The 20,808-nt window shown below is 28.8% G+C and carries 18 protein-coding genes; 10 read left to right on the top strand and 8 right to left on the bottom strand.

The annotated features are described in order from the left end of the window. The first annotated feature begins 7 nt into the window (after positions 1–7). Positions 8–1,009, top strand: a complete 1,002-nt coding sequence (locus tag KFW21_00090; GenBank protein ID MDK2817833.1) for a polyprenyl synthetase family protein — start codon at positions 8–10, stop codon at positions 1,007–1,009. An 80-nt stretch (positions 1,010–1,089) separates the two neighbouring features. Here the strand turns inward: KFW21_00090 and KFW21_00085 are convergent, their stop codons facing one another. Beyond that, a complete protein-coding gene (locus tag KFW21_00085) occupies positions 1,090–1,254 on the bottom strand; it encodes a hypothetical protein (GenBank protein MDK2817832.1) in 165 nt (54 codons plus the stop codon). A gap of 228 nt (positions 1,255–1,482) precedes the next feature. Between KFW21_00085 and KFW21_00080 the strand changes: the two genes are divergently transcribed. The 3 genes from KFW21_00080 to dapF all read left to right on the top strand — a co-directional run bounded on the left by KFW21_00080 (position 1,483) and on the right by dapF (position 3,099). Then, positions 1,483–1,821, top strand: a complete 339-nt coding sequence (locus tag KFW21_00080) for an HIT domain-containing protein (GenBank protein ID MDK2817831.1) — start codon at positions 1,483–1,485, stop codon at positions 1,819–1,821. A 22-nt stretch (positions 1,822–1,843) separates the two neighbouring features. Continuing rightward, complete coding sequence (gene rpsU / locus KFW21_00075) at positions 1,844–2,056, top strand: 30S ribosomal protein S21 (protein MDK2817830.1); 213 nt, start codon at positions 1,844–1,846, stop codon at positions 2,054–2,056. Positions 2,057–2,220: 164 nt separating this feature from the next. Further along, complete coding sequence (dapF, locus tag KFW21_00070) at positions 2,221–3,099, top strand: diaminopimelate epimerase (GenBank protein ID MDK2817829.1); 879 nt, start codon at positions 2,221–2,223, stop codon at positions 3,097–3,099. 205 nt (positions 3,100–3,304) lie between these two features. On the opposite strand, the gene KFW21_00065 is transcribed toward dapF, so the two are convergent. Continuing rightward, complete coding sequence (locus KFW21_00065) at positions 3,305–4,420, bottom strand: Fic family protein (protein MDK2817828.1); 1,116 nt, start codon at positions 4,418–4,420, stop codon at positions 3,305–3,307. Positions 4,421–4,861: 441 nt separating this feature from the next. Here KFW21_00065 and KFW21_00060 point away from each other — a divergent pair, with 441 nt between their 5' ends. Next, positions 4,862–5,830 carry an acyltransferase family protein gene (locus KFW21_00060; GenBank protein ID MDK2817827.1) on the top strand — a complete coding sequence of 323 codons (969 nt, stop codon included), beginning with the start codon at positions 4,862–4,864 and terminating at the stop codon, positions 5,828–5,830. Positions 5,831–5,901: 71 nt separating this feature from the next. Here KFW21_00060 and KFW21_00055 read toward each other — a convergent pair whose 3' ends face one another. The 3 genes from KFW21_00055 to KFW21_00045 are packed head-to-tail and all read right to left on the bottom strand — an operon-like array spanning position 5,902 to position 10,903. Further along, entirely contained in the window at positions 5,902–7,674 is a 1,773-nt protein-coding gene (locus KFW21_00055) for a VWA domain-containing protein (GenBank protein MDK2817826.1), read from the bottom strand. Between the two features lie 16 nt (positions 7,675–7,690). After that, complete coding sequence (locus KFW21_00050) at positions 7,691–10,201, bottom strand: hypothetical protein (GenBank protein ID MDK2817825.1); 2,511 nt, start codon at positions 10,199–10,201, stop codon at positions 7,691–7,693. A 21-nt stretch (positions 10,202–10,222) separates the two neighbouring features. Then, complete coding sequence (locus KFW21_00045) at positions 10,223–10,903, bottom strand: ABC transporter ATP-binding protein (protein MDK2817824.1); 681 nt, start codon at positions 10,901–10,903, stop codon at positions 10,223–10,225. 145 nt (positions 10,904–11,048) lie between these two features. On the opposite strand from KFW21_00045, the gene KFW21_00040 reads away from it, so the two are divergent. Further along, the gene (locus KFW21_00040; GenBank protein ID MDK2817823.1) at positions 11,049–11,399 is read left to right on the top strand and encodes a hypothetical protein; all 351 of its coding nucleotides are present in this window, start codon (positions 11,049–11,051) and stop codon (positions 11,397–11,399) included. Here KFW21_00040 and KFW21_00035 read toward each other — a convergent pair. Genes KFW21_00035 through KFW21_00025 form a run of 3 tightly spaced genes read right to left on the bottom strand, consistent with a single transcriptional unit; the run spans position 11,392 to position 13,365 of the window. After that, positions 11,392–12,024 carry a hypothetical protein gene (locus KFW21_00035; protein MDK2817822.1) on the bottom strand — a complete coding sequence of 211 codons (633 nt, stop codon included), beginning with the start codon at positions 12,022–12,024 and terminating at the stop codon, positions 11,392–11,394. The two genes, KFW21_00040 and KFW21_00035, sit on opposite strands and share 8 nt — an antisense overlap. A 35-nt stretch (positions 12,025–12,059) precedes the next feature. Beyond that, a complete protein-coding gene (locus KFW21_00030) occupies positions 12,060–12,593 on the bottom strand; it encodes a DJ-1/PfpI family protein (GenBank protein ID MDK2817821.1) in 534 nt (177 codons plus the stop codon). 49 nt (positions 12,594–12,642) lie between these two features. After that, entirely contained in the window at positions 12,643–13,365 is a 723-nt protein-coding gene (locus KFW21_00025; protein MDK2817820.1) for a hypothetical protein, read from the bottom strand. Between the two features lie 220 nt (positions 13,366–13,585). Between KFW21_00025 and KFW21_00020 the strand changes: the two genes are divergently transcribed. The 4 genes from KFW21_00020 to rpmB all read left to right on the top strand — a co-directional run bounded on the left by KFW21_00020 (position 13,586) and on the right by rpmB (position 20,664). After that, on the top strand, positions 13,586–16,708 hold the full coding sequence (locus KFW21_00020) for a hypothetical protein (GenBank protein MDK2817819.1): 3,123 nt from the start codon (positions 13,586–13,588) through the stop codon (positions 16,706–16,708). 26 nt (positions 16,709–16,734) lie between these two features. Then, positions 16,735–17,865 carry a tRNA guanosine(34) transglycosylase Tgt gene (tgt, locus tag KFW21_00015; protein ID MDK2817818.1) on the top strand — a complete coding sequence of 377 codons (1,131 nt, stop codon included), beginning with the start codon at positions 16,735–16,737 and terminating at the stop codon, positions 17,863–17,865. A 164-nt stretch (positions 17,866–18,029) separates the two neighbouring features. Then, the gene (locus KFW21_00010; protein ID MDK2817817.1) at positions 18,030–20,342 is read left to right on the top strand and encodes a hypothetical protein; all 2,313 of its coding nucleotides are present in this window, start codon (positions 18,030–18,032) and stop codon (positions 20,340–20,342) included. Positions 20,343–20,424: 82 nt separating this feature from the next. Beyond that, positions 20,425–20,664 carry a 50S ribosomal protein L28 gene (gene rpmB / locus KFW21_00005; protein ID MDK2817816.1) on the top strand — a complete coding sequence of 80 codons (240 nt, stop codon included), beginning with the start codon at positions 20,425–20,427 and terminating at the stop codon, positions 20,662–20,664. Positions 20,665–20,808 lie beyond the last annotated feature (144 nt).

The following is a 20,808-nucleotide window of genomic DNA, read 5'->3' as shown; positions in this document are numbered from 1 at the left end:
GGCTTGTATGGTATTACAAAAATATTTAGATACTTTAAAACCTCGTATTTTAAAAGAAATTTCCTCTCAATGTAATGATATCGCTTTATTAGAACTTCCCAATGCTCGAGAAATAGCAGATAATATTTGTGAATATACCTCTCGAGGCAAATTATTAAGAGCATGTTTTGTTTGTTTTGCTGCAGAATCTTTTGGGAAAAAACTAGACAAATCTGTTATTCAAACAGCTAGTGCTATAGAATTAGCACAAACAGCTTTATTGATCCATGATGATATTATGGATAACGATGATTTTCGTCGAAACAAAGATTCAATGCATAAAATGTATGAAAAAATTTTAGCAAACTCTTCTCATAATACTAAACATACAGCTCAATCATTAGCAATATGTGTAGGCGATATTACACTATTTCATTTGTTTTCTTATCTTCACCATCATTCTAAATTAGTACAACTCTTTTCCAAAGAACTTTCTAAAACAGCCTTGGGTCAAGCTTTTGAAATCTATCGTGCGTCTCAGGATAATGAGATATCTAAAGAAGAAATATATACTATTATTCAACATAAAACAGCTAATTATACTTTTTACCTACCTTTCTTATCTGGGATGATTTTGGCAAATGCTTCTATAGAAGATCAAAATCATATTAGTGAATTTAGTCGTTTAGCTGGATTATTGTTTCAAATTAAAGACGATGAATTAAACTATATCTCTGAAAATAAAACAGGTAAAAGTACGGGGGGTGATATCAGAGAGAACAAAAAAACACTTTGCCGTTTGGAATTATTAAAACGATGTCCACAATCAAAGGGATTGTTCGGTAAAGATGATAATCTAACAAAAATACAAGAATTATATATATCTTCTGGGGCACAAGAATCAATTAATAATGATCTGTTATCGTATAAAAAATTTGCGGAAGGGATCATTCTAAAAATGAATATTCGATCAGAATATCAACTATTATGGAATGACTTATTAGAGTACTTGATTAATAGATTGTATTAATATTTTTTTTGAACAAGTTAATAATAATATTATTTTAGTATAATATAACAAAAAACATCTGGATTATCCAGATGTTTTTTTTATTTATCAAAATCTAACCAGTCGTCGTCATCATCATCATCATTATCAGTCCAAATCTCTTCTTTATCATTATTGTTCCATGGTTTTTTATTATTATCTAAATCATCATCATCATCATCTAAAAGTTTCCATTGTTTTTTATCTAGATCATCTTGTACAGACATATAACTTCCTCCAAAAGTGATTATAAATATTATGATATATTATTAAATATAATTAATCTCTTGTCAAGATTATATTCAAATAAATTTATAAAATAATTATTTTATAAAAAATTAAATGATTTACTTGATTTTTCTCTATAAATGTTGTAGAATTAAATTGATTTGTGAAGGAGGTGATGCATAAAATCACTGATGGAATTACCTAAAAAAAGAACAAAGGAGTAGACGATGAGTTGTATTTTTTGTTCTATTGTAGATAATATTATCCCAGCAGATAGGGTTTATGAAGATGAATATGTTCTTGCTTTTAAGGATATGCATCCTGTTGCACTGTTTCATATTATTATAATTCCCAAGCAATGTTGTCAACACTTTCACAATATAGAGGACAACACTCTAGCTCATTTATTGAGAGCAATAAAAATCATTATACAGGATAATAATCTTGACAATCAAGGTTATCGTATTGTAAATAATAATGGTCAACATGGTGGACAAACAGTCAATCATGTTCATTTTCATATTATTGCAGGCGAACAGCTAGGACATAATCTAGCAGGTCATTGATTTGTAAATTCCAGGAGAACACATGTTATTAGTAGAAATACGAGAAGGCGAAACAGTAGAAAGCGCTATCAAAAGATTTAAAAAAGAAGTAGAAAAAGATGGTATTTTAACAGCGGAAAAAAAACACCGTTTTTATGAAAAACCATCCGAAACACGCAAGCGTAAAAAAGCTGTTGTTCAGCGTAAAATTGAGAAAAAAGTTCGTAAAATGAAATTAATGGAACGCTACGCTTAATTCTCTTTCTAAATAATAAATTATTAAAGCCTCCGAAAGGGGGCTTTATAGTTTGGTACTGTAAAAATTGAATAGATCATAGAATAAGTATTTTTGTTATAAGATCTTGTGAAAAATATCTTCTCGTCTTTGCTACAATACTTAAAAAAAAGGAAACAGCTAGTATGAAAGTATCATTTACAAAAATGAATGGATTGGGGAATGATTATATTTTTTTCAATGCCTTAAAAAATTCTTCTCTTGTAACACAGATAATTCCTTATGTGCCAAAATTGTCGGATAGAAATTTTGGTATAGGTGGAGATGGGGTTATTATCATTGAATCATCTGATACTTGTGATTGTCGAATGCGTATGTTTAATCGCGATGGATCTGAAGGCGATATGTGTGGTAATGGAATTCGTGAACTAGCTAAATTGCTTTGGGATAAGAAAATCATCAATAAGAATCCTCTTTTTATTCAAACTAATAATCGGTCTTTGTCTGTGCAGATGGAATTTGATCAAAATAAAAAAATGAATACAGCTCTTGTTGAGATGGGTTGTTTGGATTTTGATCCTAAAAATATTCCTTTTTGTTCTCCCGATGAACACAAAATAGAAGGAATTTCTGTTTTTACTTATTTGTATAATAATCAAGAATTACTTTTTTATGTGGGTGGGATAGGCTCAAAACATGCAACTTGTTTTTTGTCAGAAGATGTCACCAGCTGTGATTTTTGTACTATAGGTAATTTGATTGAACAAGACAAATCTCTTTTCCCTGAAGGGGTGAATGTAGAATTTGTGAACATAATCTCGTCAACACAAGCGATCATGAGAGTGTGGGAAAGAGGATCTGGGCATACGCTGGCATGTGGGACAGGAGCGACTTTTGTAGCTGGCTTGGGTATGTATCTAGGCAAATTTGATCCTAGTAAAATCGTAGAAATAATACTAGAAAGAGGAACTCTCTTTATCTCTCAAAAAGATGATGGAACGATGATAATGAAAGGTGGGGCGGATCTAGTCTTTGAAGGGATGATAGATCTTTCTACTTTATAGAAATTAATCTATGATAAATAAATAAAGCCACCCTTATTATAGGGTGGCTTTATTTTGTTATTTTTCTTTTTTTCTCTATCATTGAATCTAAATATGTATAAAAAAGTGATTTTTTTACACATATCATTTTGAATATGTATAGAAAAGCGATTTTTTTACACATATCATTTTGAATATGTATAGAAAAGTGATTTTTTTGCTTATATTACTTTTTACTACAGAGTAAATCCCAAAAAGAGGTGTTTATATAAAATTTACTCCTTCCCTTTTTTTCTAATACTAAAAATCCTTTATCAACTAAAGTGTTTAAGTATTCTGAGGCTGTCTTACGAGTTTTTATATTGAGTGCTTTCTGCATATATTCGATTCTTGTATATGGATGTTCAAAAAGATGATTAATCAGTTCATGGCTATAAAATTTTAATTGCCACTCTTCTTTTATTAATTTTTTAGCTCTTATCATTAAAATACTAATACTTCTTACCATTGCTAAATCATCTTTAGCTGTTTGTATAACTCCATCTAAGATATAGTTTATATAAGTTTGCCACGCCATTTCTTCTTTATTAGTATCTTTAGTTTCTCTAATATTTTGTAATCCAGAATAGTATTGTGACTTTGTTTCAACAATATAACGACTTAAATACAATATAGGAGTATACAATAAATTGTTAAGAATCAAATACAACACATTAATCATACGACCGACACGCCCATTACCGTCAGTAAATGGATGAATACTTTCAAACTGATAATGAATAATAGCCATTTTAACAAGAGTATGAACATCGTGTTTTTCTGGTGTGTTTGTATATATTTCTAGCTCTGTTAATAGTTCTTGCATATACATTATATCAGTGGGTGGGATATATATAGTTTCACCTTTTTCATTTTGTATTTCTACTGTATTTTTTCTAAAACCTTGATCGTTTTCTTTAACTTTAGCTTGTATGTTCTTAATTACATTTAATGATAGTACTTTTTTTTTTAATACACTAGTAAATCCGTATGTTATGGCTTCAAAATAATTAATAATTTCTTTATCATTTGGATTTTTAATAGTATCACTGACAATTTCTTTATATAATTGTTCTTGTGTTGTAAAAATGTTTTCAATTTCTGAGCTTTTCTGAGCTTCTCGTAATGCTAGTGTTCTAACCAAAACGCCTGTGTTGGGAATACTTTTACATTCACCTTTCAATTCTCCAAGATATCTATTGGCTTCTGCACATTTTTTAAGAATCTCTTTTGTTTCAAGATCAAATTTAGTAATTCTAGGTAGTAAAAGAGGTAATTTAAATGTATCAGGATTAAAACTCATATTCTGCTCTCCTAGCACTGTTAGCATTTTATATCATACTATTTATATAAATAAAATGCAATACCAAGCTAAAACAAAATACCTATTGACAATAAGTTTAATTTAGTTTATTAAGATATGCTTATATCTTAATAAACTAGAAATAGTTTATTTTCTATCTTATGCTTTTAAAATAGCATTGGATTATCTATGGATAATTCTTTTTCATTTTAAAGTAATGTACCCACTTGTCTAATACCGTACCATTGGTAAATTTACATTAATTGCTCATAGCAGTTTGTATATTTTGATGGTACGGTATTAGATAGAAATGTTTAAAACTTTGTTTATTAAGATATAAGCAATACAGACTGTTGTGGGCTTTTTTGTATTTGATTAATTTTTATTCAATACATAAACTACTTATAGTAGTGTCGTAATGGTAAATTATGAGGTTTTTTTATGTATAAAGTTAATAGAAATTGGAATTTTGATTTATATAGATGTATCGCTGTATTATTCTTGGTTTTATTGCACTTGTTATTTCATTTTTCGTATCAAGATAATTTTATACTTTTATATTTGTTTATGTTAGCAAGACCTGTCATCACTATGTTTGTATTAATCAGTGGATATTTTTTATTCCAAAAAAAAGAATTCACAAAATCAAATATTATTAAAAGAATATTAAAGATAGTGATTCCCTTACTCTATTACTATACTATTTATTATATATGGATGCACCTAACAGGAAAAAAAGCGTATCCTTATCTAGATGTATTAAAATATCCTACAGGTGCTGGGCATTTATGGTATTTTTATTCTATTCTTTCTGTATCTATTGTGTCTTCTTTTATTTCTTTACCTATATTAGATTCCAAAAAAAAGGCTTTACTATATAGTGGTTTAACTATATCCTTATTATTACTACTAATTTCTATAAAATTATCGCCTTTTAATATCAATCACACTTTTGGTACTGTTAATGATTTTTTATTACTAGCTTTTGTTGGCTATGGATTGGGAAATAAATATATTTCTTTAAATTCAAAAAGATCTATATTTATTACTTTTTGTTTATGGCAATTATCTGTCTTTGCTACTATATTTTCTAAAAACGAAAATCCATTTAATATTTTTGCACTTAGTTCTACAATTTGTTTGTTTTTATTAATAAAAGCTATCCCTGAACAAAAGGTTCCTATTCTTGTTAAAAAGAGTGTATCTTTTATAGCTAAGTATTCTTTATCAATTTACGGATGGCATGCTCTTTTTAATGATAATCTAGTAACTATTATTAAACAATATGTTCATTCATATTATTTCAGCTTACCTATTGCTTATTTTAGTATTTTGGGATTATCACTAGCTTGTGGTATTATAACAAGCAAAATATTTTCGATTTTATTTAAACGAGAAATAATTATATAGAATAAATTGTATAATAATTCAAAAAAAGCCACTCTAGCATAGCATGAGTGGCTTTTTTGTTTGTAGTTATTTTAGTATTTATTTTGTTGTAAGAGTCCTTTTTTCTGTTTGTGTTGTTTAGAAAAATTATCGTTTTCTGACTTTTGAGCAATCCCCAGAAGATTATCTATATCACTAGGACTGACACTTTTTGCAGGAGCGTTTTGACCTTCACCTTCTTGTTGGTCATTAGTGCCATTAGCTCCTGCCTCTTGTTGGTCTGCCTCTTCAGCTTTGCCCTCATCACCCTTACCTTGCTCTGCTTTATCTTGTTGATCACCTTTGTCACCGTCTTGCTCTTTACTGTCTTGTCCTTTTCCTTTCTGCCCTTCACCAGATTGGTCTTGATCATTTTTCTGATCATTCTCTTGTTGTTGCTGTTGCTTCTGTTGTTGTAATGCCCTAGTATAAATATAATTGTTTAATGCTTTTTTATATAGTCGAGAATCAATAGGATTATCAGCCATTACTTTTTTATATAAGTCCAAAGCTTCGTCAAATTCTTTTCTTTGAACTTGGGTATTTCCAGCGTTAAAAGTAGATTTTTGAGCTATTTGAAGATCTGTGCTATTCGTTAAAGCTAAAAATGATTTTTCAGCTCTGTCATTACGCTCTAATTTGTATAATGTAGACGCTTCCCCAAATTTGGATTTTATATTTTGTGGATTTTGTACAAGACTGCGTTGAAAAAAGCGTAATGCTGTAGAGTATTCTCCATTTTGATAAGAGCTGTAAGCTTGTCTCTCTTTGGTCAAGGTATAACTCGGTACTGTTGAAAATAAAAATACAACTAGTAATGATAATTGTTTGTACCATTTTTTATCAGGTAAAAACAAATACAAAATTAAGGCAAGTAATGCTAGTAATATAAATATACGAAATTGAGGTTCCAAATAACTTATAGTATTGTTTCCAAAAGGATTTTTTTCTATATTACTGATGAGGCTTTCTATTTTGGTCATGGATGTTCGTGATCCATAGACATATTCTCCTTTACTTTGAGTAGCAAGATTTTGAAGATATTTGGGATCTAATTTTGTAATAATGTTTTTTCCTAATAGATCTTTCATATAAGTCTCTTGACCTGTTCTTTTATCGATTATAGGGATAGAGCCACCTTCTTCTGTGCCAACACCTATAATAAAAATAGAGATACCTTGTTGTTTGATAGTATCGATAGCATTTTTTACATTTCCATCGAGATTTTCTCCATCACTAAAAAGAACAATCGCTTTGTGAGTAAGCGTATCTTCAGTAAAATTTTTGAGTGCTTCATCTAATGCTTTTCCTATATCTGTACTTTGTGAACTGATCATATCAGTTGATAATTCTCTTACAAACAAATCAACACTACTGGAGTCTGTTGTAAGAGGAAGTAATCTAATAGCTTCAGCTGCATAAGCAACAAGGGCCATACGATTACCTGCAAGAGAATCAATTAATTGTTCTCCCAAATTTTTAGCGAATGACAAACGGCTAGGAGCAACATCTGTGGCATCCATACTTCGAGAAATATCATAGACTAAAATTACATCTATTCCTTCTAATTGTAAATCTGAAGAAAGAGAACTTCCTCTAGGATCTAACAAAGAAACACCAAGTAATACTGTAATAATAGCTAAACAAATATTTTTTGTAGTTTTGATTCCTTTGAAATTTCTTTTATGAATCACTTTTTGTTGTTCTTTAGAAAAAAAGAAGAGTCTTAATTTGTGTTGACGGTATATGGTAAAGATAATAACCCCTAACAGGATTATAATTAATCCAATAATGAAAGGTGCTTGAGAAATGTTAACAAATAACATATAGTACTCCTGTAATTTATGAATGTTGATCTTTAAAAAGATATTTGATCATATTTTTTGTATTGTTTTTTAGTATTTTATTAAATATAAAATATACTATTGTGAAAATAAAAATACTTCCTATGGATATTAAGAAAGTAGAACCCCAATCAATAGAAAAAGCTAATTGCTTGGGTGTAAATCTTAAAATTTGTAAAAATTCCGGAATAGAATTAGGTCTAATAACAAGAAGTAGCTTAGATAACCATGCCACAAAAATTCCTACAATAAAACTAGCCATAGCAATTAAACTATATTTTTTAAGAGGATCATAAGGAATTCCCCATATATAATAATTAATTAAAAGATTTTTATCAATAGTATTTAAATATAATATGACTGATAAAATTAACATGGCAGAAATAAAAGTTTGTAATAATACTGATATGAAATAGCTAGTCATTACTAGATTTGTTAATTGTTTCCATTGTAGAATATTTTGTTGTATAGGCGTTAGTATAATATCGTTATTAGTATAGCGAGATAATACTTTTTTTAATCCAGAACTTTGTAATTTGGTAATACTATTAGGCTTAATTTTTAATATTTCTGCTAAATTAGTTTGGTTGATAAAAATAGTATTATTGAAATCTCCAACAGGCAAATCAACAATATGTGCTACGATAAAAATTTGATTAGTAATATTTGTATTAGTGTTATCTAAAGACATATCTGAACTTGCATTGACAAGATTATTGGTAATATTGAAGGTATCAGTAATTGTATCTGTGTTGGTGTTGTCTAAAGACATATTTGAACTTGTATTGATATTTTTATTAAAATAAAAATCTTTTTCAAAACTAAGATTAAGAATTTTATTACTAAGAAAATAATCAGCAACATCTTTGCCAATTACTATCTGATTAGATAGTAAGGGAAGTAAAATGTTTGAAAATTGCATAAGATTACCTTGTAAGGCTTTGATAGAGACATTTTTTTTCATTTTTTTTTCTACAAATTCATCCTCTTCTATATTTGACGAAGAATGTATAGACGCTGTTCCAAATACTTCTAAAGTAGTCATGTATTGTATAGGATTTTCTTGTAGCATTATAAGTAAATCTGAAGGAATAATAAAGTCTTGTGGTGATACTCTTAGAGCATTATAATGTAGGTAATTTTTTTCATAAAGAGAATATTTACCAAAAAAATATTGAGTCCAATATTTTTGACGGGTTTGATCAGCAAAACTATTATAGAGATAGCCATTTGCACTTGTAAATCCAAGAATAGCAACAATAATAAATCCTATAGCAATATAACTAGGTTTGTTTTGTGAGTCAGAAAAATTAGGCAGAATAGAATAAATAAACATCATCAATCCGAAAGATATCATTCCTATTAATGTTCCTATAGGAATAATATTTAGAAAAATAATATCGGGTATTTTAGGATCAAATTGATAAGTTAGGGGTAAATTTAATTCTGGAAAAATAGGATTGTCTTGTAGAAATAACATAGAAGAAATATAGGGATCTATCTTGATAAAAATAAATAATACAATACAAGCACTAATACTAATAGTGATCAATTGAAAAAATACTTTTAATAATATTTTGAAATGAGGCTGCAGAGTAGGTATAAAACCTATTTTATAAGTATAACTATTTACATCTTTAACGATAAGAGAATATCGGTGATGCATACTTAGAAATAACAAAATACCACATAAAAAATAAAAAAAATAGCTCCATTTAGTGATATTTTTTTTAATAGTATTTAGTTGTAAATATTGATAATTAAGTAAATCATCTGCATATTTTTTAGGATTTTCTGAAATAATAGGTGTAATATCAGACTCGAGTAAAGATATAAAAGGAGAGGCGTAAAAACGAATATGATATTTTTGAAATTTGGAATCAAGTGATTCTTGAAATGTTTGTCTATTTAGATATACGCCGTAGTTATCATTAAAATGATCTGGTGAGTTATAAATATAGGATACTTTGATATTTGTCGCCGTATAATTTAAACTAGGGATGTACATTGGAAATGTATCACCATCTTTGAGATTGAGCCTTTGCGCAAGTTTTTTACCAATGTGTATGCTGTTTTTTCGAATTAAAGTACCTGTAGTTGTAGGAGACATAAAATTATTAAAGATTCCACTATCATTATTATCTAATAATGTTAATTGAATAGGAAATTGTTGAGTTGAAGTTTGATAAACAGCAGACATAACAGATCTTTTTGTTATTGCTCTAAGGGATGTTTGATTCTGAGGATTCTCTAAATTAGCCGAGGGGGTAATCCACCACGATGATAGATCTTGAGCTGTATGAGGCGAATAATTGACTGCTGATACTGATAAATGAGAATTATAATTTTGAGTAATATTTTTTTTGATATCAAAATAAATTCCTTCAAGAATAGTAAAAGTAATAAATAGTAAAGAGATAAGAATAATTGATATACTGTATACAAAGAATTTAGTTTGAAATGATAAGCGAAAAGTATTTTTAGGAATAATAATTTTATTTTTTTTCATAGTTTTTTGATACGATCAATATCACGATGTTGCTTTTATAATTTTACCATCTTTCATATATATGATTTTATTAGCTTTTTTTAAATGTGCAGGATCATAAGTAGAATAAACTAATGCTCCACCGTATTCTCTAGAAAGGGTAGTTAATAATTCTAAAAACGCATGAGCTTCTGATGAATGTAATTGTTTACATGGATTGTCAGCAACTACAAGAAGAGGTTTTTTTATAAAAGCTCGAGCTGCTGCAATATATATTCTTTCATAATATTGTAGAGATGAAATAGGGGTATTTAATTTGGAAACAAGTCCAATAACCTCTAAAATATCAATAACACGATTTTTTCTCTCATTATATGATATAGAAAGAGCAGAAAGAGGCATATCTAAACATTCTTTTACAGTCATGTGTTCAATGAATTCTGGTTCAAATCCTATAAATCCCATATATAATCTTCTCATATTAGCTAATCCAGATTCAGGTAAATTCACTATTTGTATAGAACCGTTAAAGAGATATTCACCAGTGTGTACAACTTCCAAACAAGATAATGAGCGTAACAAAGCTGTTTTACCAGCACCCGATGTTCCTACAAGAGCAACAATCTCATTTTCTTGAATAGTCAAACTAATATCATCTAATAAAGTTCTTTGAAAAGAACCATCTGGTATTTTTTTTGATAAATTGCTTATTTGAACAATCATGATGCCTCCAATTGTCAATAAATTTGGATCAGATCATTAGGAAATAGAAATAGTTGTCGATAAAATAATAGGTATAATGTTATTATTATATTATGAAATTATATTTTTGTCTATAGAATTATAAGTAAATTTGTAAGGATGTATTATGAAAATCATATTGTTAAGAATGAAAATATTTTTTGGGCAAGAACATGTCAAAATATTCATAATAATGTTTAGTATATCATTTCCACTAATATTAGGAGGAATGTATATTTTTATGGAAAATAGAAGTTATTTTTTATCAAGTAGTTCCAAAAAAATTTTTATTAAAGAATTCAATGAAATTATAAAAATGCCACGATCAACTAACCAAAATATTATTGTTGAAACTCCCTATTATGGTAATAAAAATCATCAAAATGAAGTGTTGATAATAACAAATAAGAATTTTTGGTCAGGAGACGCCTTGAACTATAGGTATACAGTGCCTCAAAAAGGAATACCTACTATTTAGTATAATACTGATGTAAATTTTTATAAAAATTTAATATAGCTGCTAAAATTATTATATCTTGATCAGAAAAAGATAATATAATTTCTTCTTCTTTATTGTTTTTTAAGATGACATTTAAGATAGGTTTACCACTATCTCTATTAAATCTAAAATTAGATATATCATCCTGGAAGAGATAAATACTTCCTATACATGACGCTTGTGAATCAGTTATTAGTGAAGTAGATGATTTAATGATAGGAATAAATTTTTTATTATTATTAAATATAAAAGCTATAGAGAATGGATCAAAATATTCTATCGTACTTTTGGATGGTTCTTCAAACACCGTATTAGATATAGAGTCTGCAGATGGTTTATCATAATAGAGTTTCATTTGAAAAAAAGAATTTCCTGTGATTTCGTTAAAAGAAAAAAAAGATTGAATACTTAATGATTTTTGATTAGAATTTTCTGCAATTATAGGAACAGATTCGTGGTATATTATCTGTTTCTTAGTATCAGTTTTTATTGAATTGAAAATGACTAATGATTTTGGAATAGGTGGTGCTTTAGGCTTCATGGCAAAAAGATTAGTTATAGCATAGAGTGATAAGAATACAAATGTAAGTATAAATTTGAACATAAGATCTCCAAAATTATATGTAATAATTTAATATGTTAAAATATAGTTTTTTTGACTAAACTTTGGACAACAGATTCACCACTGATTTTATTTATTAAATAAAAAGCTAAATGATGAGCTGTACCAGCACCTTGACTAGTAATAAAAGGTTTGTCTTCAATGACGGCTTGATCTACCCAATTTGGAATAAGATTTTTCAATGATGGATAGCAGGTAGCTTTTTTGTTTTGAAGCCAAGGGCTGAGTATTGTTGGTGCTGCACAAATAGCTATAATAGTTTTGTTTTTATCAATAAAATGCTTGATGGTATCCATAGCGAGGGCTGATTCTTTGATTAATTGATGTCCAGTACCACCAGGAATGAAAATATAATTAAATTTATCTGTGTTTACTTGGTCTAATTGTATATCTGCTGAAATAATAATCCCATGTTGTCCTTTAATCGATATCTTATTATCAATAGAAGCTGTTATCACAGTGTAACCTGCTCTTCGCCACAAATCAATAGGCACAATCAATTCAATTTCTTCTACATTATCTGCCAATAAAACTAAAATATAATTTTTCATAAATACTCTTCTTAAAAATCGATTACTATCAATTATCGTTCTTAGATTGTTAATTAGCAGCAGCGGCAGCACTAGCTGCTTGAGCTTTGCCTTCTTTTTCAGCAGCAACTTCTTTTTCTATTCTTTCTGTTTCTTCTCTTTCTAATGTTTCTTTACTTTTTTTATGAGTATAAAAGCCTATTTTAAATGTTATACCAACAGAAAATCTATTAATATTTTTTCCTTGTTGAGTAAAAATCGAATCCAAAGGATTTAGAAAATCTAAACTCCATCCTAAATAAGGTTCGATAATCATTGTAAAGGGTAGATTTGACATATCTGTCACCAAATTTCTTTTCCATTTGTATCCGAAATAAATACCTAAGCCGTATTGAAGCATAGTACTTCGGTCAATAATAAGTCTGCTTGTATCTGTAAATGGATTGTCTTGAGATCGTATAGGAATACTGTAAATACCAATACGAATTACCGTACTTAAAAACAGTCCAGTCCAAGTGTCAATAGGATTCATATACAAACGAGGACCTATCTGTAATTCACCTAAGAATACTTCTCCAAAATTTGATGCTCTGTTCACTTGAGAACTAATTCCACCACTGATCTGCATATTAATTGAAAATATTTTTCCAAATCCAAAATCATAATCTATTCCTATCATCCAAGGGCTATTGACTCCTGATGCATAATAAGTGGCAGATTTTTCGATAATCTGTGTATAAGAATTTTTTTTTATAAATATTAGTAAGAAAACTAATAATATTTTTTTTATCATATAACAATCCATAATATTTAAGATAAATGAGAATAATATTTTATATTGTTACTCAATTCTTATTGGAGAATTGATAAAGCGTTAAAGCCTATATCTTACTCCAGTATATGTTATTTTTACAAAAAACACAAAATAATCACAAAGTTGTTTTTTTTGCTCCTTTTAATTTTTTACAGTATACTGATTGAGTATTTTATCCAAATAAGGTTCAATTTTGTTTTTGAAAAAAAGCTATGTATTTTTTCTTATATTAGTGTATGTTCCTTCTTTTGTCTATTCACAACTCATTGATAACAGAGATTTACCTTCGGATGCTTTGCGTGTTAAACCGCCTTTTGTACCTACAGATAGAGCTCAAATAGCTACTAAAGATGCAGGCGTTTTTATTATTCTTGATAATGCAGATGATATTCGTATTCAAGAATTTAATGGTACAGATACATCCGAAGTAGTTATGTTAGGAAATGTAAGAGTGCGTTTTGATAGTTTTTTTTTAAAAGCTGAAAAATTTATTGTTACGATGAAAGATTCTGCGGTAATTAATGTTGGAGCTTATGGTAATGTTGAATTTACTATGAGTGGAACCAAATATCTTGCGGATAGCCTTAATTATCAGCCTGATATGGAAAGAGGTGTAATGTACAATGTTCGTTCTATATTAGGCTCAGGGTTGGGGATGAATTTAGATGATAAACCTTGGTTTTATAGAGCTGAGAAAGTTACTATTCAAAGTACTTCACGATTTGTAATAGAAAATGTATCCTTGTCTACTTCTGATGTTCGATTTGCACATTTTTCTGCAAAGGTAAAAAAAATATGGTATATACAAGGTAAGGTAGCACTTGTATTTGGATTGGAATATCTTACTGGTCCAGCTAGTTTTTTATGGCTTCCTGTTTTTATGCAGATAGAAGGTGGAAGTGGAGTACGAACAAGTTTTGGGAATGAAAAAAGAATAGGGTATTATTTTATTAATAATTATTCTTTAGATTCCAAATTAGGAGAATTTGAATTTGGTTTTGACTTTTATGAAAGACAAGGTCAATATTTTCAGTTAGATTACAGAGCTCCTCAAACAGGAATACTTCAAAAATTAGAATTTCAAGCAAGCTTAGCTAATGATATCAGATCAGTTAAAAATGGGAATTTATTTTCTCAATGGGTAGATCCATTTTTAAATAGTGGCGATGGTGATCCTGCTGATTATCAGCGTATTTCTCAATTTTCTTGGTATTATAAAGTAGATATGACCTTAGCTACTAATGGATTGTCGTTGAATTTTAAGACAGAAGATTTGAATGATCCTTATTTTTTATCGAAATATAGTTATAGAGATAGTTTTGATGATGCTGAGGCTATTAATTTTATAAATTTGTTAAATCCTAGTACTCACTCTTGGTTTGGATATCAAGGAGATATTTCACCTTCAATTAATACTATTTCAAGAAGTTTTAGTTTGAGTGCAGGAAGTTTTAGTCTATCAGGTGCTTGGGAATTATTAAGGATCACAAAACCTAATAATGATAATAAAGCAAATCAATTCTTAAATGATTATTTTGATTACGAAGTTCGCTCGTATACATTTCCATCACTTGCTTATAATTTTGGAACTTTAGATATTTTGGAATATAAACACACAACAAAATCCAAAATTACAGTACTTAGATCTGATGGTAGATCTAATACAATGCAAATAGATAAATTACCTGAATATGAAAAAAGCTTAACAAAGCTGTCAAACCGATCAATCAAACGCGAAATTGTTGTTCAAAATAATAATACGCAAAAAACTAATTTTGTTACGAACTTTAGCCTTGTTGTTGTTACTAATGTTATTACTAATGAATACACTTGGATTGACTTATCACTTAATGCTAGTGCAAAGGTAGATTATTCCTCACAAAAAACACGAGGTACTAATGATTCTACCATGACAACAGATATTAATTTGTTAAATGATACCAACTGGGTGATCATTGCAGATGTGAACAAACATGAAGAGCAAGGGTCTTTAGATATTAATATAGATTTATTTGATGATCTATGGTCTATTGATAATGGATTGTCTTTTAACTATAGAGAACAATGGTCTTCTTTTGGAGCTAATTTTACAAATTCGCAAAGAGACTCTGGTTTGAAAATAGATTACAAAATCGGTTCAGCAGTTTCTCCAAAAAAAATCTGGAATGACGATGAATGGTATAGATCATCTTTGGGTTTTACAGCTAGTATTAGTTATTCTCATCCTTTATATTATTTATTAAGGTTACAAACTGATTTTGTAAGGGAAAGCCAATTTGCTTGGAATAACAAATTTGCTTGGGAATGGTTACAATGGGAAAGAAATCCTATTCTTGGATTAGAATTTAATTTTAATTGGAATTTAAGAGATAGAGTTCCTACAGAAGATCAGGAAAGAGCAATCAATGGCGATACACAAAATATTTATATAGGTAATAGGATTTTTGATAGATTAACTTTTGGTGCCAAAACCAGACTATTTTGGTTTTATATAGGAACAGAGGCAACACTGGATATTTTAGAAACGACTACTAATAATGTTGCTGATAATTTTAGACCTATTGCTGGGTCAAGTTTTACTAATAGATTTATAGGGGGATACCCAAAATTATTAATAGAATTTACCCCAGATTCCAAATATCATTATATCCCAAAATTAACTTATAGATATAATTTGTTTGAAGAGTCACGCAAATCTGTGTACACTAACAGTGCTAATGTTGTTATTCCGACTATATTAAGAGAAGATAAAAGTTTTAATCTAGAGTTATTATGGGATGTTCGTTTAAGAAATTATCAAATTCCGGCATTGTATCCTTTTATCTATGAATTATCAGAATTTGGTTTTGTTTTTCAATATTATCAAGATTTTGTAAATATAAGAAATTCTTATTTGAGATTAGATTTTTCTGTGGGATTTAAATTTACAAAATATCTCACATTCAAATTTACTTCTCAAATGTTAAATAATAAAATATATCTTTATTATAAAGATGGTGCTTATAATGGAGAACCAACTTTAGCACCGGGTGAAGTGTCAAAAGATTTCTTCACTGATCTGGGGGATGGACTCAAAATATGGGATCAAGATGCTCTAAAAAGATCCAGTTTCAAATTACAGGCATTGAGTTTTGAATTGATTCATGATTTAGATACTTGGGATATGAGAGTTATTTTTAATTTAGGGCGTCGTGTTGATAGTGTAAAACAAGTGGCTTTTTGGGAGCCGTATATTGGAGTTGCTTTCACGATGAAAGGATCTAATGCAGCCGATATCTTCCCTGAATTCCAAAGACGCTTTGTATCTGCAGAATACCAATAGTAAGTATTAAGGATGAAAATATGGATATGAAAAGATTTCCTTTTAAAATAGAAAAAACAGAAGCTCATGCAAGAGCGTGTACGATGGAATTACCTCATGGTACTGTTCAAACTCCCATCTTTATGCCTGTTGGTACGCAAGGGGCAGTAAAGACTTTATGTAGGGAAGAGTTGGAAGATATGGGTGCTAGTATTATATTGGCAAATTCTTATCATCTCTTGTTGCGTCCTACTGTAGATTTCTTTAAAGAATACGGTGGCTTGCATAAATTTGCAAAATGGAATAGAAATATTTTGACAGATTCTGGTGGATTTCAAGTTTTTTCATTAGCAGGTATGCGAAAAATTACAGATGAAGGGGTAACCTTTAGAAGTCATATTGATGGAAAAAAACATTTTCTAACTCCAGAAATAATGGTTGATACACAACAGGCTATAGGATCTGATATCATGATGGTATTGGATGAATGTGTTCCAGGAGATGCTGATTTTAAGCATACACAAAAAGCATTAGAAAGAACAACAGCATGGGCTGTAAGAGCTAAACAAGAATTTTTACAAAGGAATATTCAAGATCAATATGCTTTTGGTATTGTTCAAGGCGGTATCTTTGCCGATCTTCGTAAACAAAGTGCTAGAGAATTATCAGAACTAGATTTTCCAGGTTATTCTATAGGTGGTCTTTCTGTTGGTGAATCTAAAGAAGATATGTATGGAATGTTAGATATATTAGCAGAAGAAATGCCTGTAGACAAACCTCGTTATTTAATGGGGGTAGGTGTTCCAGAAGATATTTTGGAAGGGATAGAGCGTGGTGTTGATATGTTTGACTGTGTTTTTCCTACTAGATTTGCGAGACATGGTGGTGTGTTTTCACGAGATGGTCGATTAAATATCAAAACTAAAGCTTTTGAATATGATACTAGACCTATAGATTCAGAGTGTGTTTGTTATGCTTGTCGTAATTATGATAGGGCATACATTCGTCATTTATTAAGAGTGAATGAAGTGCTAGGTGGACGATTAGCGTCTATTCACAATTTATTTTTTCTTATTGAATTAACAAAAAATTCCAGACAGGCTATCTTGGAAGGTAGATTTGTAATCTTTAAAAAAGATTTCTTAGCAAGATATTTTCAAAATAAAATAACTGAATAATATATTCAGAGATATTTTTATAAGAAAGCTTGATTTTTTGATTGATAGTTTGTACACTATAAATATTATTCTGATATTTTTTTATTAAATGTTTTTATTTTTATTTTAATATTTATCAATCATTTGTTATTTTTTTTCACACATTTGGTTGGATGGAGTCTATCATGTCTTTTATGAAGCTTAGTATAGTTGCATTATCTATTGTTTTTTCAAGTGCTTCTTATACGCAAGATGTTACACAAAAAATAAACAATTCTGGAGTTCGTAGTACAAAACAAGTCAAGAACTCAGAACAAAAAGAAGTTGTTTTCACATCTCTTTCTGGCAAAAATCCTTTTTCTTTTAATACTTTTCAAGCTTATAGTACTAAAAGAAAAATAGCGAATACAGGGATAATGGAATGGAAAAATCGATACCAGCTTGCTCAAAAAAAATACAATGTCTCACTGATAGGTGTTAATGTCAATACTTGGTTAGAAAATCCTGAATATTTTAATATATTAGAGGTCCAAGGCAAAGATTTTTCTATTACAAATATATTAGATAATTTACAATCATACAATCCTAATTTAGTTTTTAATGATCCTGAAGTTGTTAGAACTGCATTAAATACAGATATTTACCAACCTTATTTAAATAAAATCTCTAATTATACAGAAAAAAGTATACGATTTTCGGATATTAATAAAGTCATTTCTTATACAAGACGCTATCATGTTTATGGAGTTGCTGCTGGTGGATTACCTTATTTTGGTAGACCTGTAGAAGGTGGACAACGAAATATTAATTTAGGAGTACTAAGTGGTCAATTAGATGAAGCTGCAGTTAAACTACCTGACACAGATATTTTTTTGGTTGCCATGGTTAATGTAATACCAAATTGGCTTGAAGAAGGTATGAATATATTTCATATAAGCCAACAAGAATTAGAAATACTAGTATATGCTTTTGATAGAAGAGGTAAATTACTTGGTGGTGCTGGGATTCCCATGGATTTCGTGCATAATGGACAATATTTTATGATGGAACAAAAAATTCGTAGTAAAATTTGGCAAAAGGGTGTTTCGAGACAATTTTATTTATGGTCATCTTTTCGTATGTTAAATGATAAAGATGAAACTAAAGCTCCTATCGCACCTAATATTACCTTACCTCCAGATATTTGGCCAAAATTGAATAAACAACAAAAACAAATTCTCACTTCTATAAAATATCTAAGAGCTAATAAGAAAAAAATAAATGTAGAACTTTTTACTCCTACGGGAGAGTTGGTATTTTCTCCTACAAAAATTAAAGAAACAAATAAAGTTGTTTTGGCTAATCGTATTATACTGCATAAGGATTCACCCTTGTTGGTGCAAAGTCGACAAACTAATATATCAGAACTTGTTGCTTATAAGATTACAGGGCGTTTTGAAAACATGAGTATTAAAAATAGTAAGAAAGTAAATATTGACGAAAAAAATATTTTGACGAAAAAAAATACCCCTTCTAATGAAGGACAAAAATTAATATCTCTTTTTCAATATGGCAAAGAGATATTAATAGTTTCTCCTATTTCTCATACAAATGAGTTGTATTATACAAATGAAGTTTTTGCTTATGAGTTGGAAGCAGATCCTGTACTTTATGTCAGTGAACGCAACAAATATTTTTCTTTACCTCAGTCTCTTAAAAAAAATTCAAAAGTAAATAAGATAAATAATAAGGCAATTCTTAAAAAAGAAAGAATAAAAATAAAAGATAAAATATTTTGGAATCAATTTTTAATTACACGCTTAAAAGATCAAGGTCTTGCAACTCAAGAGATGAAAAATAAATTAAAAAATTGGAAAAGTTTATATAATGCTTTGGCAAAAATAGAAAATAAAATATATAAAATTGATCAAAAAATAGAAATATATGCAGATCAAGAAAAGCTGTTTGATCAATTGAAAAAAAGAAATATCCAATTTCTGAATCAAAAATATATGCATAAAACAGACACACTTTCAAATCAAATAAGAAAATTAGATGTGCAAGCTAATAAATTATTTGATCTTTTAATATCAAATCAAAAAGATTTAAAAACTAACGAGCAAAGAAAATTATTAGAACAAGAGTACAATGTGCTACTTAAAAGAGAGAACGATGCGTTCACGGCAATGGTAGCTTTATTTCCTAGTACTGTTAATTATATGAAAACTATTAATAAAGAAAAAGTTGATTTCATTGATATTACTGATATAGTTCTTATAGATAGTGAAAATATAAAAAAAATAGCACAATTAAACAATATTAGCCCAGAGTTAGTTGCTGTTGCAGGAAATCTAAAAAAATACTCACCTATACAAAAATTTAATGATAAACAAAGAACATCCTTATTAAGAAAGCAGAAAAATAAAGAGAAACTTTTGTATTTTGAAGGGTTTTCTTTAGGTATAACAAGAGATTGGAAAACAAGAGCAATATTAAGTGGTAGAATGGATTTTTTATAAAAAAGAATAATAAAATAAAGCTTGATTATTTATAATTTTTATGGTATAATAAAAAACTGAATTATAGTTGTGAGGGTGGAAAATGTCAAGAACATGTGAATTATCTGGTAAAAAACCTATGTTTGGGAATAACATTTCTCATTCACATAGAAAAACTCGTAAAAAATGGGTGCCAAATCTACAAAGAAAAACTTTTATTTCAGAAACTGGTGAAAAAATCACATTACGTGTTTGTGCAAAGATTTTAAAAACAATTGATCGTTTTGGTTTTGATGCTGTTATGAGAAAGTTTGTGAAGAAAGGTAAGATCGTTATCAAATAGTTATTTCTAAAATAAATAAAATTTATTTTAGAAAAGGGTTGACAAACGAAATTGAATGAGTTATACTAACTAACATTGAGTGAGCGATATTATTAAATACTTCATTAATAATGAGAGTATATTGGGTAGAGTTCACAAAAGTGT

This window comes from Spirochaetota bacterium, assembly GCA_030154445.1.
Lineage (GTDB): Bacteria > Spirochaetota > Brevinematia > Brevinematales > Brevinemataceae > Brevinema_A.
This window is presented reverse-complemented; position numbering and strand designations above follow the sequence as displayed.